At 63.3% G+C, this 13,539-nt stretch carries 11 protein-coding genes; 10 read left to right on the top strand and 1 reads right to left on the bottom strand.

What is annotated here, in order from left to right:
• Positions 1-64: 64 nt before the first annotated feature.
• The 10 genes from HDE75_RS09465 (at position 65) to HDE75_RS09420 (ending at position 13,094) form a co-directional block, all read left to right on the top strand.
• A complete protein-coding gene (locus HDE75_RS09465; RefSeq protein WP_183674554.1) occupies positions 65-1,726 on the top strand; it encodes a mechanosensitive ion channel family protein in 1,662 nt (553 codons plus the stop codon).
• Positions 1,727-1,811: 85 nt separating this feature from the next.
• Positions 1,812-2,414 (top strand): GNAT family N-acetyltransferase, encoded by a 603-nt coding sequence (locus HDE75_RS09460; RefSeq protein WP_183674557.1) that lies wholly within the window; start codon positions 1,812-1,814, stop codon positions 2,412-2,414.
• Between the two features lie 66 nt (positions 2,415-2,480).
• Entirely contained in the window at positions 2,481-4,154 is a 1,674-nt protein-coding gene (locus HDE75_RS09455) for an amidohydrolase (RefSeq protein ID WP_183674560.1), read from the top strand.
• Between the two features lie 106 nt (positions 4,155-4,260).
• Positions 4,261-5,964 carry a urocanate hydratase gene (gene hutU, locus HDE75_RS09450; RefSeq protein WP_183674562.1) on the top strand — a complete coding sequence of 568 codons (1,704 nt, stop codon included), beginning with the start codon at positions 4,261-4,263 and terminating at the stop codon, positions 5,962-5,964.
• Positions 5,965-5,977: 13 nt separating this feature from the next.
• Positions 5,978-7,537: a histidine ammonia-lyase gene (gene hutH, locus HDE75_RS09445; RefSeq protein ID WP_183674565.1), complete on the top strand. Its 1,560-nt coding sequence runs from the start codon at positions 5,978-5,980 to the stop codon at positions 7,535-7,537.
• A 59-nt stretch (positions 7,538-7,596) separates the two neighbouring features.
• A complete protein-coding gene (gene hutG / locus HDE75_RS09440) occupies positions 7,597-8,385 on the top strand; it encodes an N-formylglutamate deformylase (protein WP_183674568.1) in 789 nt (262 codons plus the stop codon).
• 5 nt (positions 8,386-8,390) lie between these two features.
• Complete coding sequence (locus HDE75_RS09435; protein WP_183674571.1) at positions 8,391-9,752, top strand: formimidoylglutamate deiminase; 1,362 nt, start codon at positions 8,391-8,393, stop codon at positions 9,750-9,752.
• Entirely contained in the window at positions 9,752-10,327 is a 576-nt protein-coding gene (locus HDE75_RS09430) for a HutD/Ves family protein (protein WP_183674574.1), read from the top strand. The genes HDE75_RS09435 and HDE75_RS09430 overlap by 1 nt, the downstream gene beginning before the upstream one ends.
• Positions 10,328-10,340: 13 nt before the next feature.
• Positions 10,341-11,567: an imidazolonepropionase gene (gene hutI, locus HDE75_RS09425; RefSeq protein WP_183674578.1), complete on the top strand. Its 1,227-nt coding sequence runs from the start codon at positions 10,341-10,343 to the stop codon at positions 11,565-11,567.
• A gap of 90 nt (positions 11,568-11,657) precedes the next feature.
• Positions 11,658-13,094, top strand: coding sequence for a glycine betaine ABC transporter substrate-binding protein (locus HDE75_RS09420; RefSeq protein ID WP_183674581.1), 1,437 nt, complete (start codon positions 11,658-11,660; stop codon positions 13,092-13,094).
• Positions 13,095-13,099: 5 nt separating this feature from the next.
• On the opposite strand, the gene HDE75_RS09415 is transcribed toward HDE75_RS09420, so the two are convergent.
• A complete protein-coding gene (locus HDE75_RS09415) occupies positions 13,100-13,279 on the bottom strand; it encodes a hypothetical protein (protein ID WP_183674584.1) in 180 nt (59 codons plus the stop codon).
• Between the last annotated feature and the right edge of the window lie 260 nt (positions 13,280-13,539).

Here is a 13,539-nt window from a genome sequence, read left to right as displayed (position 1 = left end):
TAACGCTTGAGTTTCCCGTATTACATGGCATGATGGCCGCTCCTGACCACTTTAATTTCTTGCCATGTCCGCGTTTTTTCGCCTGCTGTGCTTTTTGACGATTTTGACGATTTTCCTTTTTCCTGGCGCCCACGCGGCCGACGATACGGCTTCGTCATTGCCTGATGCTAGCGCGGCCGCGACATCGGCTAGCGTCGAAGCGGCAAAGACGGCGGCATTCACTTTTACTAACCGCAAGATATTCGTCTTCCGCGCCGCGCTGGCCGGCTATCCACCCGATGAGCGTGCCTCGGGCGCCCGGCACCGGCTGCAAGGCGTGCTGGCAAAGAAGGGCCCGCTGCAAACGGGTACGCGCACCATCCCGGAAGGCACGCAAGTGCTGCTCGATGGCGTGCAATTGTTTGTCGTCATCCCCGGCGACGTCAACCAGCTGGCCGGCGACACCACCGATAGCGTAGCGCAGGAGGCGGCCGGGGAATTGCGCAAGTCGCTGCTCGACTATACCGAGCAAAGCAGCTGGCGCTACCTGGCGATTGCCGCCGCCGTGTGCGCTGTTGCCACCCTGGTGTTCTGGCTGGTCTGGGCCGGCTTGACGCGGCTGCACCGCTGGGCCAAGCGCCGCAGCGGTGTGCTGCTGGCCGCGCGCCTGCGCGATGTGCGCCTGAAAAACGTGCGCGTGCTCGATGCCGAACACTACATCGCCTTCGCTTATCAACTGCTGGGCGTGGTGCTGTGGGCGCTGCGCCTGATGGCCACGTATGTGTGGGTCGCTTTCGTGCTGGGCCGCTTGCCCTACACGCGCGCCTGGGGCGAGCGCCTGAGCGGCTATCTGCTCGATGTCGCGACTGACGTGCTGCACGCCGTCATCGGCGCCTTGCCGGGCCTGGTGCTGGTGTGCGTGATCTTCGCCATTGCGCGCCTGGTGGCGGCTACTGCATCGTCGCTGTTCAAGCGCGTGGAGAGCGGTGAGTTGCAGATAGGCTGGCTGGACCAGGACACGGCCATGCCCACGCGCCGCATCGCCAGCGTCGTGATCTGGCTGTTTGCGCTGGCCATGGCGTATCCGTATTTGCCCGGTTCGCACACGGCCGCCTTCCAGGGCCTGTCGGTGCTGGTTGGCCTGATGGTGTCGATCGGCGCGTCGAGCATCGTCGGCCAGGGTGCCAGCGGCTTGATCCTGATGTACACGCGCGCCTTGCGCAAGGGAGAATATGTGCGCGTGGGCGAGAGCGAAGGCACGGTGGTCGACGTGGGCATGTTCGAGACGCGCTTGCGCACAGGCCTGGGCGAAGAAGTGGCCTTGCCGAACGCCTGGGTGATGTCGCAGACGACCAAGAATTATTCGCGCGCCTTGCCCGGCGGCGGCTTCGTGCTGGACGCCAGCGTCACCATCGGCTACGCCACGCCCTGGCGCCAGGTGCACGCCATGCTGGAACTGGCGGCCGCCCGCACCACCGAATTGTCCACCACGCCCAAACCGTATGTGATGCAACTGGCCCTGCACGACTACTACGTGCAATACCGCCTGGTCGCCTACGCCAGCGCCGAAGTCCCCCGCCAGCGCGCCGAAGTGCTGAACCGGCTGCACCAGAACATCATCGACGTCTTTAATGAGTTCGAAGTGCAGATCACCTCGCCGCACTACATCGCCGACCCGGAAGAATCGCAGGTGCTGCCGCGCGAGGAATGGTTCAGGGCGCCGGCGAAAGGGCCGGAGGCGCAGTGACTGGGGACGGCGGAGCGGCCACGCGGTAGTGGATGCTTGCGTTAAGATGCTTGTCCTTTATTTACTTACTCAGAAGAGAACACCGATGTTCAACGCAGTACCGCAATCCCCAGCCGCCCGCAGCCTGGCTGCCGCCCTGATAGATGATCCGTTTTACCGCACCGTCACGGTGGCTTGCGGTGATGACGAAGCGGCGCGGCTGGAGATGCTGATGGTGTATTTTGAGCTGGCGCTGGCTGAAGGCCATCAGGCGGGGCGGGTCGACCTGGCCGATATTGATGGCAATGGCGCCGCCATCTGGACCACGGATACGCCGGCTGCCTTGCGCCAGGCCGCTTATGCACAGCGCGAGACTGCCTTGCGTACCTTGCTGGGGCCGCAGGGCTTTGCCCACTTCACGGCCATCGTCGGGAATATGGAACAGGTGCTGTCTGAGCACGAACTGAAAGATGCCTGGTATCTGTCGATTGCCGGTGTGGCGCCGGCTGCGCAGGGCAGGGGACTGGGCGCGTCCGTGCTGGCGCCTGGCCTGGCTGCCGTCGACCAGGCCGGTGCCGCGTGTTTCCTTGAAACCTACAATGAACGCAGCCTGCCGTTTTATGGCCGGCTTGGTTTTGCCGTGGCGGGGCGTTATGCGGAAGCGGTGACCGGCTGCGATTACTGGCTGATGGTCCGCCCGTCAAAATAGCTGGTTGATTGACCATTTTGTGCATTTCTATACACTGGTCTTTTTAATAAAAACCTGGAGATGTAAATGCCCACCCTGCCATTGCGCCGCACCCTGCTCACGCTTGCCTGCCTGGGCGCCATCGGCCACGCCCACGCCGACACGGTGATTGCCAATGCCAATGGCTATACGCTCAATCATGCTGGCAAGGTGGCCCGCTTCACGGCGCTGGCTTTTGACGATGCGGGCAAGATCATCGCCGTCGGCTCCCAGTCTGAGGTGCAGCGCAAGGCGGCCAAGGGCGCGACGGTGATCGATGCGCAGGGCAAGACGGTGTTGCCGGGGCTGATCGATGCGCACGGCCATGTGTTTGGCCTGGGGGCGATCGCCAGCGGCGTGCTGCTGTACGGTTCCACCTCGCTGGCTGGCGCGGTGCAGACGGTGGCCGATTTCGCCAGGGCGCACCCGGAACGCAGCTGGATCACGGGGAATGGCTGGAACCAGGAAATCTGGAAGCTGGGACGTTTTCCTACGGCCGCCGAACTCGATGCGGCGGAAAGCACGCGGCCTGTGTGGCTGCGCCGGGTCGACGGCCACGCGGGTTGGGCCAACAGCCGCGCGCTGGCGCTGGCTGGCATCACGCGCGACACGCCTGATCCGGTAGGCGGCAAGATAGAACGCGATGCGGAGGGTAACGCCACCGGTGTGCTGGTTGATAATGCGGTGGAGCTGATGGACGCCGTGCTGCCCAAGCCCGGCGACGCGGAAAACCGCGCTGCGCTCGACGGCGCATTGGTCCAGCTGTCGCAAGTGGGCCTGACCAGCGTGCACGACGCGGGCATAGGCCAACTGCAGGACAGGCTGTTCCGCGACTACGCCGACCACGGCAAGCTGACGGTGCGCGTGTACGGCATGATCATGGATACGACGGACGATTTTGATGCGCTGTCCAAGAACGGCCCCCTGAACAGCTACGCGCACGACCTGTATGCGCTGCGGGCCGTGAAACTGCTGTCCGATGGCGCCCTGGGCAGCCGTGGCGCGGCCTTGCTGGCGCCGTATAGCGATGATCCGACTACCAGCGGCCTGCTGTTCTACAAGGATGATGTGATGCGGGCCAAGATGGACAAGGCCATGCGCGCTGGTTACCAGGTCAATGTGCACGCCATCGGCGACGCGGGCAACCATCAAATCCTCGATGGCTACCAGGCACTGATCGCCAAATACCACAATGTGGGGCTGCGCCACCGTATCGAGCATGCGCAGGTGGTGCAGCTTTCCGACATTCCCCGCTTCAAGACCCTGGGCATCGTGCCGTCGATGCAGCCTACGCATGCTACCTCGGACCAGAACATGGCCGAGCAGCGCGTGGGCCATGAGCGCATCAAGGGCGCGTACGCCTGGCGCACTTTTCTGAAACAGGGTTCGCGCATCGCCTGCGGCTCCGATTTCCCCATCGAGTCGCCCAACCCGTTTGAAGGCATCCATGCGGCCGTCACGCGCCAGGATAGCGCCGGCTTGCCAGCAGGCGGCTGGTATCCGCAGCAGGCGATGACGGTGACCGAGGCGCTGCGCTGCTTTACCTTGGACGCGGCGTGGGCGGCGCATCAGGAAAACGTCGTCGGCACCCTGGAAAAGGGTAAATGGGCGGACTTTATCGTCGTCGACCAGGACTTGTTCAAGGTGGCGCCCAGCGCCATCGGCAAGACGCAGGTGCTGCAGACCTGGCTGGCGGGCAAGCGGGTGTATGAGAAAAAGTAGACGCAACACTGCAGCAGAAATCTGTTGACTTGGTTGTATAGACAACCTATGCTGGGAGTACAAGAGCGGGACGCGCATGCCCGCTCGCACCCCTAGAGGAGACAGCATGAACAGCACAATGGACACCGATCCACGCTTTGATGCCAGCCGTACCATCCGCGCGCCGCGCGGCACGGTGATGGCCTGCAAGAGCTGGCAGGCCGAGGCGGCCTACCGCATGTTGCAAAATAACCTGGACCCGGAAGTGGCGGAAAACCCGCAACACCTGGTCGTCTACGGCGGCATCGGCCGCGCCGCCCGCAACTGGGCCTGTTTCGACCAGATCCTGGCCTCGCTGCGCGAACTGGAAGACGATCAAACGCTCTTGATCCAGTCCGGCAAACCGGTGGGCGTATTCCAGACCCACGCAGACGCGCCGCGCGTGCTGATCGCCAATTCCAACCTGGTGCCGAAATGGGCCAACTGGGAACACTTCAACGAACTCGATCGCCAGGGCCTGTTCATGTATGGCCAGATGACGGCCGGCAGCTGGATTTATATCGGCACGCAGGGCATCGTGCAGGGCACGTATGAAACCTTTGCCGAAGCGGGCCGCCAGCATTTTGGCGGCGACTGGGCCGGGCGCTGGATATTGACGGCGGGCCTGGGCGGCATGGGCGGCGCGCAGCCGCTGGCCGCCACCATGGCGGGCGCCGTCTCGCTCAATATCGAATGCCAGCAAAGCAGCATCGATTTCCGTCTGCGCACCCGCTATCTGGATAAGCAGGCACGCAACCTCGATGAAGCGCTTGAACTGGTTAAATACCACACCGAACGCAAGGAAGCCATTTCGATTGGTTTACTGGGCAATGCGGCCGAAGTGCTGCCGGAACTGGTGCGCCGCGCAAAGGCGGGCGGCCTGGTGCCTGATCTGGTGACGGACCAGACTTCTGCGCATGACCTGGTCAATGGTTATCTGCCGCGTGGCTGGAGCGTATCGGACTGGAAGGCGGCGCAGCAGGATTCGCAGCGCCATGCGCGGCTGACGGTGGCCGCCGCCGATTCCTGCGCCGCCCATGTGCAAGCCATGCTGGACTTCCACGCCATGGGCGTGCACACCGTCGATTACGGCAACAACATCCGCCAGGTGGCGTTCGACCAGGGCGTGCAGAACGCCTTCGATTTCCCCGGCTTCGTGCCCGCGTATATTCGCCCGCAGTTTTGCGAAGGACGGGGACCATTCCGCTGGGTGGCCTTGTCGGGCGACCCGGAAGATATCTATAAAACCGACGCCAAGATCAAGGAACTGTTCCCGCACCACCTCCAGGTGCATCACTGGCTGGACATGGCGCGCGAACGCATCGCCTTCCAGGGCCTGCCGGCGCGCATCTGCTGGCTGGGGCTGGGTGAGCGCCATCTCGCCGGCCTGGCCTTCAACGAGATGGTGCGCACGGGCGAACTGAAAGCACCGATCGTGATTGGCCGCGACCACCTCGATACGGGTTCCGTCGCCAGTCCGAACCGCGAAACGGAAAGCATGAAGGATGGCACCGACGCCGTCTCCGACTGGCCGCTGCTGAACGCCATGCTGAACACGGCCGGCGGCGCCACCTGGGTTTCGCTGCACCACGGCGGCGGGGTGGGCATGGGTTATTCGCAGCATGCCGGCATGGTGATCGTGGCCGATGGCACGGAAGCTGCAGCAAAGCGCCTGGCGCGCGTGCTGGTCAACGACAGCGGCTCGGGCGTGATGCGCCATGCCGATGCCGGTTATGAAACCGCCGCCGCCTGCGCCAAGCGCAATGGCCTGATTCTTCCTATGGTGAAGTGAAGTGAAAACGAATATGACACAGCATTCCAACAGTTGGACCCTGAAACCGGGCGCAATGACCCTGGCCGATCTGCGCGCCGTATGGGCTGCGCCTGGCAAATTGACCCTCGCTGCCGAAGCTTATCCTGTCATCGAAGCGTCGGCCGCGGCCGTGCAAGCCATCGTCGCCAAGGGCGATGCAGCTTACGGCATCAACACGGGTTTTGGCTTGCTGGCCAAGACGCGTATCCCCGATGAAAAGCTGGAGCAGTTGCAGCGCAACCTGATCTTGTCGCATTCTGTCGGTACCGGTGAATTGCTGTCGGACTCGGTGGTGCGCCTGATCATGCTGATGAAAATCGGCAGCCTGGCGCGCGGTTTTTCCGGCGTTCGCCCGCTGATTATCGATACCCTGATCGCCTTGTACAACGCGGGCATCATGCCAGCCATCCCTGCCAAGGGGTCGGTAGGCGCTTCGGGCGACCTGGCGCCACTGTCGCATATGACCCTGGCGATCCTGGGCGTGGGCGATGTGCGCGTCAACGGCGAATTGATGTCGGCGCCCGAGGCGCTGGCGCAGGCCGGCATCGCGCCGGTGGTGCTGGCGGCGAAAGAAGGGCTGGCGCTGATCAATGGCACGCAGGTGTCGAACGCGCTGGCCTTGCATGGCTTGTTCATGGCTGAACGCCTGCTGGAAGCGGCCATGGTCACGGGCGCCTTGTCGCTCGACGCGGCCAAGGGTAGCGATGCGCCGTTCGACGCGCGCGTGCACGCTGTGCGCGGCCAGCCGGGGCAAATCCTGGCGGCGCAGATGTACCGCCAGCTGGTGGCGCACAGCGCGATCCGTGCCTCGCACCTGGAAGGCGACGAGCGCGTGCAAGACCCGTACAGCCTGCGCTGCCAGCCGCAAGTCATGGGCGCCTGCCTGGACTTGATCAGCAATGCGGGCCGTACCCTGCTGATCGAAGCGAACGCCGTCACCGACAATCCGCTGATCTTCCAGGATGGCCCTGGCGGCCGGGCCGAGATCGTCTCGGGCGGTAATTTCCACGCCGAGCCTGTCGCCTTCGCAGCCGATACGCTGGCGCTGGCGATCGCCGAGATAGGCGCATTGGCTGAACGCCGCATCGCGCTGCTGATCGACGCCACCCTGTCCGGTTTGCCGCCTTTCCTGGTGCGCGATCCCGGTGTCAATTCTGGCTTCATGATCGCCCATGTGACGGCTGCCGCGCTGGCGTCGGAAAACAAGTCGCTGGCGCATCCGGCCAGCGTCGACAGCCTGCCCACTTCCGCCAACCAGGAAGACCACGTCAGCATGGCCACGTTTGCCGGACGCCGCCTGGACGACATGGCGCACAATACGGCTGTCATCGTCGGCATTGAATTGCTGGCCGCCGCGCAGGGTATCGATTTCCACCGTCCGCTGAAAACTTCGCCGCACCTGGAGCATGTGCACCACCAGCTGCGCCAGCAAGTACCGTTCTTCGACGCCGACCGCTTCTTTGCGCCGGACATCGAAGCGGCCAAGCAGATGGTCTTGCGGGGCGAGTTGAGCCTCACTTGTAAAAACCTGTTCGCCCCGCTGTACGCCTGAATCATGAACACCAGCAGCCCGGCCGACAAGACAGCGCGAGCCGGGCGCAAGGAGACAACATGGATTTTCGCTTCAATGAAGGCAGCATTGCGCTGCTGGTGTCGATGCCCCATGTGGGCACCGATATACCCGACGATATCGCCGCACGTTTGACGCCGCAGGCCTTGCAGAAGGCGGACACGGACTGGCATCTGCGCGAGCTGTACGGCTTTTTGTCCGAGATGGATGCGTCCGTGCTGTCGGCGCGTTGGTCGCGCTACACCATCGACTTGAATCGTCCGCAGGAAGACACGAATCTGTATCCGGGCCAGGATACGACAGGCTTGCTGCCGCACGATACCTTTCATCGAGAACCGCTGTACCTGGCGGGCCAGGAGCCCGATGCGGCCGACGTGCAGCGCCGGGTGCAGCGCTACTGGGCGCCGTACCACCGGCAACTGCGTGCAGAGCTGGACCGCTTGCTGCGCGTGCATGGCGCCGTGGTGCTGTGGGACGCCCATTCCATCGCTTCCCACGTGCCGCGCTTTTTTGACGGCAAGCTGCCCGACCTGAACTTTGGTACGGCCGATGGCGCCAGCTGCGATGCGGGATTGACGTCCGCCGTGATGGAGGTGGCTAATGGACAGCAGGATTTCACGCTGGCCCTGAATGGCCGCTTCAAGGGCGGCCATATCACGCGCCATTACGGCCAGCCGCAAAACCGCGTGCATGCGATCCAGCTGGAGATGTGCCAGTGCCTGTACATGGATGAAGCGTCGCCGTTTGGCTACCGTCCCGCCGTGGCGGCAAAGGTGCAGCCGCTGCTGCGCCAGATGATGGAAGCGGCTGTGACGTGGGTGCAACGGTGAGTAGTATGAACACTTTGTTTGCCCGCCATGCGCTACTGCCGCATGGCTGGTGCCGCGACGTGCTGCTGGCCTGGGATGTGGCTGGCGACTTGATTACGGTGGTGGAAAACGCGGCGCCGCCTGCTGGTGTGGAAGTGGCGGAATACGTCTTGCCTGGCATGGTCAACCTGCATTCGCATGCGTTCCAGCGGGCGCTGGGAGGCATGACGGAAAGGGCCGGAGAACAGGAAGATAGTTTCTGGACCTGGCGCGACTTGATGTACCGTTTCGCGCGCCACATCACGCCGGAGCAGATCCAAACTATCGCCGCCCAGCTGTTTGCCGAATGCCTGCGCCATGGCTACACGGCCGTGTGCGAATTTCACTATCTGCAGCGCGACGAACAGGGTGCGCTGTATGCACGCCCGGCCGAGACAGCGGAACGGGTAATACAGGCGGCGCGCTTGAGCGGCATCGGCATCACCATGCTGCCCGTGCTGTACAGCCATGCCGGTTTTGGCGAACAGCCATTAAAACCCGAGCAAGCGCGTTTTCGCACGAATGCCGATGATGTCTTGTCCATCGTCGAGGCCTTGGCGCCGCTGCGCGATGGGCAGACAGAAGTGGGTTTCGCGCCCCATTCCCTGCGCGCCGCTTCGGTGGGCCAGATCAGGGAAGTGCTGGCGGCGTTGCCGCCTGAGCGCCCCGTGCATATCCACATCGCCGAGCAGCAAGGGGAAGTGCGGCAATGCCTGGACTTCAGCGGCCGGCGCCCGGTGCAGTATCTGTATGATCAACTCGATGTCGATGGCCGCTGGTGCCTGGTGCACGCCACGCATTTGCAGGCCGACGAAGTGGTGCAGCTGGCGGCCAGCGGCGCTGTGGCGGGGCTGTGCCCGACCACGGAAGCCAACCTGGGCGACGGCCTGTTCCCACTGGCCGAGTTTCTCGCTGCCGGTGGGCGCTTCGGCGTCGGCAGCGACAGCCACGTGTCGCAGTCGCCCGTTGAGGAATTGCGCTGGCTGGAATATGGCCAGCGCTTGTTGCGGCAGCAGCGCAATATCGCTGCTACACCGAAGCAAAGGCAGGTAGGGGACTACCTGTGGCAAACAGCGTTACAGGGCGGCGCGCAGGCTGCGGGCCGCAAGCTGGGCGCGCTGGCGCCAGGCAAACGCGCCGATCTGCTGGTGCTCGACGACACCCACGTCAATCTGGCTGGCGTGGCGCTGGCCGATGTGCTGGGCAGTTTTCTATTCTGCGGTAACGACAATCTCGTGCGCGATGTGCTGTGTGGCGGCCAGTGGCAGGTGCGCGCTGGGCGCCATGTGGCGCAGGACGCCATCGCCGTCGCCTATAAACGCACCTTGGCAAAATTGAGGGCGCTCTGATGGCGATCCTGATACCCCACGCCAGCCTGCGCGCCGCAGCGTGGAAAAATGGCGGCGGCAGCACGACGGAAATCGCCGTCTCACCAAAGGGGGCGGGATTTGAGGATTTCGACTGGCGCATCAGCCTGGCGACGATCACGGCTAGCGGACCGTTTTCCAGTTTTCCCGGCATCGACCGCAGTCTGATGCTGGTCGATGGCGCATCCGTCTCGTTGACAATCGACGGTACGCGCAAAGTGGTGCTTACTGCGGCCCAGCCCATGCTGTGGTTTCCCGGCGAGGCGGACGTCAGCGCGGTGGTGACGGCCGCCACCACCGATTTCAATGTGATGACGCGGCGCAGCCGTTGCCGCCACCAGCTGGAAAAAATCGCTGCGCCTGGCCGGTTGATCAGGCGCAGCAATACTACCCTGCTGTTTGTGGCGGGCGAAGGCACGGTGCAGGCGCGCAGTGGTGACCAGCAGTTCGCCCTGTCACGCTACGATGCCTTGCTGCTGGACGCCGGTGACGCACCCCAGTGGCAGCTGGAAGCGTCACAGGACGTCGCCATCTTCCGCGTCGATCTGTTTATCTAGGAAGGAGGAAGCGATGCAAGACTGGGATCTGGTGATTCACAACGTCCACCTGGCGACGATGGAGCAGGGCTACGGCGAGCTGCTTGATGCAGCCATCGCCGTCAAGGATGGCCGCATCGCCTGGTTCGGTCCCGGCGACGAACTGCCGGCCAGCGCCGCAGCGCTGATCGATGGCCAGGGCTGCTGGCTCACACCCGGTTTGATCGACTGCCATACGCACATCGTCCATGCGGGTAGCCGCAGCGATGAATTTGAGGCGAGGCTCAATGGCGCCAGCTATGAAGAGATCAGCCGCGCCGGTGGCGGCATCATGTCCACCATGCGCGCCACGCGGGCGGCCAGCGATGAAGAACTGCTGGCGCAAAGCCTGCCGCGCGTGCTGGCGCTGCTGGCCGAAGGACTCACGACCATCGAGATCAAGTCGGGCTACGGCCTGGAGCTGGAATCGGAAGCAAAGATGCTGCGCGTGGCGCGCAAGCTGCAGGACGTGCTGCCGGTTTCGGTGCGCACCACGTTTTTGGGCGCGCATGCGCTGCCGCCCGACTACGCGGGCCGTGCCGATGACTATATCAGCATGCTGTGCACGCAAATGCTGCCTGCGCTGGCCGCGCAGGGATTGGTCGACGCCGTCGACGCGTTTTGCGAACGCATCGGTTTTACGCCTGCACAGACGCAGCAGGTGTTCGAAGCGGCGTGCGCCTTGAAGCTGCCTGTGAAACTGCATGCGGAGCAGTTGTCCGACCTGGGCGGTGCGGCGCTGGTGGCGCGCTACGATGGCTTGTCGGCCGATCACCTGGAGTTTTTGTCCGATGACGGCATCGCAGCCATGGCGGCACACGGCACGGTGGCCGTGCTGCTGCCGGGCGCCTATTATTTTTTGCGTGAGACGCAGCAACCGCCTGTGGTGGCACTGCGCGCGGCTGGCGTGCCGATGGCCGTGTCCACCGATTGCAATCCGGGCACTTCGCCGATGACCTCTTTGCTGCTGGCGATGAATATGGCGTGCACCTTGTGGCGCTTGACGCCTCAGGAAGCGCTGGCCGGTACTACCTGCCACGCGGCGCGCGCGCTGGGTTTGCAGCATGACAGGGGCAGCCTGGTCGTCGGCAAGCGGGCCGACTTCGCCCTGTGGCGCATCGCGCGTCCAGCCGACCTGTCGTATGCGCTGGGATTGAATCCCTGTGCGGGCGTGGTACAGGGCGGTGTCTGGCGCACAGCGGTGGTAAGCTTGCCGGATTGATGATACGTCCCGGAGCGCCGCGTGCGTTTGAGTTTTATTTTTTTGCTGCCCCTCGTCCTTTTTTTTAACGCCGCGTTGCCTGCGCACGCCATGGATGGAGGCACCCTGAAGGTGGGCTCCAAGCGTTTCACGGAATCCTACATCCTCGGTGAAATTGTCAGGCAGAGCGCCGCGCCGCACGTCAGGACAGAGCATCGCCAGGGACTGGGTAACACGGCCATCGTGCTCGCCGCGCTGCAGGCGGGCAGCATCGATGTGTATGCCGAGTACATGGGCACCATCGCCAGCGAAATCCTCAAGCACGACAAACCGATTACCCTCGATCAGATGCAGCGCGAGCTGGCGCCGCTGGGCCTGGGCGTGGCCGTGCCACTGGGGTTTAATAACACTTATGCGCTGGCCATGCGCAGCGATGCCGATATCAGCCGCCTCGATCAGCTGGCCGCGCAACCGGCGCTGAAATTCGGCCTGTCGCATGAATTCATCGGCAGGGTCGATGGCTGGCCGGGCCTGGCGGCGCGTTATGGCTTGCCGCAGCGCCCGCGCGGACTCGATCACGGCATCGCCTATGAAGCGCTGGCCCAGCGCCAGGTGGATGTGATCGATATCTATTCGACGGACGCGAAGATACGCCAGTACGGCTTGCGCGTGCTGGCCGACACGCAGCAGTATTTTCCCCGCTACGACGCCATGCTGCTGTACCGGCTCGATTTGCCACCGCGTTTTCCCACCGCCTGGAAAGCGCTGCAAACACTGCAGGGACGTATCAGCGAAAGCGACATGATCGCCATGAATGCGGCGGTGGAAATCGATGGCAGGCGCTTTGCCGATGTGGCGCAGCAGTGGCTGATGCAGCATGAGAAAGCAGGCGGGCAGGCCAACAAGCCGGTACAGCGCACGACGCTGCTCGATAAAATCCTCGGCGATGATTTATGGACCCTGACGCGCCAGCACCTGACACTAGTCTTGCTGTCGGTGGGCGTCGCTTGCCTGATCGGCATTCCGCTGGGTGTGCTGGCCGCTTTTTATGCACCGCTGCGGCAAACCGTGCTGGCGCTGGTGGGGGTATTACAAACGGTGCCGTCGCTGGCCTTGCTGGCGATATTAATTCCGGTGCTGGGCATGATAGGCACCGTGCCGGCGCTGGTGGCCTTATGCGTGTATGCCTTGCTGCCCATCGTGCGCAATACCTGTACCGGCATCTTGCAAGTGCCCGAGGGTTTGCGCATGGCGGCGCTGGCGCTGGGTTTGAGCAAGCGTGACCGCCTGCTGTATGTGGACTTGCCGCTAGCCTTGCCGGTGATACTGGCGGGCGTGAAAACGGCGGCCGTAATGAGCGTGGGCACGGCTACCATCGCCGCCTTTATTGGCGCTGGCGGCTACGGCGAACGCATCACGATCGGCCTGGCCCTGAACGATAACGACATGCTGCTGGCTGGCGCCATTCCGGCGGCAGTGCTGGCCCTGCTGACGCAAGGCTTGTTCGAACTGGTCGAACGATGGGCCGTGGCGGGCCGGCAGCGCTAACAACCTCACAGCGAGTGCAGTTTCGAACGGACGGAAACGACCGCCTGGTGCAAGATGCGCTCGGCCTGGAAATCGTTTTCGCGCTGTTCGGCGATGGCTTGCAAGTCGCGCGTGTAGCGTTCCAGGCGGGAGCGCAAATAGGCGCGGTAGAGTTTGACGACCAGCGGTTTGGCAGAAACATTCATGAATGGCTCCCAGTGCGTGACGGTTCGTTCATTTTGTGTGAGCACAATGCCGCCATTTTGCGAGGTATCAAACAGCTGGAGGCCTGAAAATTGGCGTGTTTGATATCCCGCAATGTCGTCGGTATGGAAGATGCCACACTGAATCTTCCCTGCAAGCATCAACCGACTCTTCTGGATAACTCCGTATCGAGTCCAGTGCCGTCGGTACCGAGTCCAGTGTCGATTCAATGCACTGTGATGCGCAGGTCCTCATACCGCTT

It is taken from the genome of Janthinobacterium silvisoli (assembly GCF_014200725.1).
GTDB lineage: Bacteria > Pseudomonadota > Gammaproteobacteria > Burkholderiales > Burkholderiaceae_D > Janthinobacterium.
This window is presented reverse-complemented; position numbering and strand designations above follow the sequence as displayed.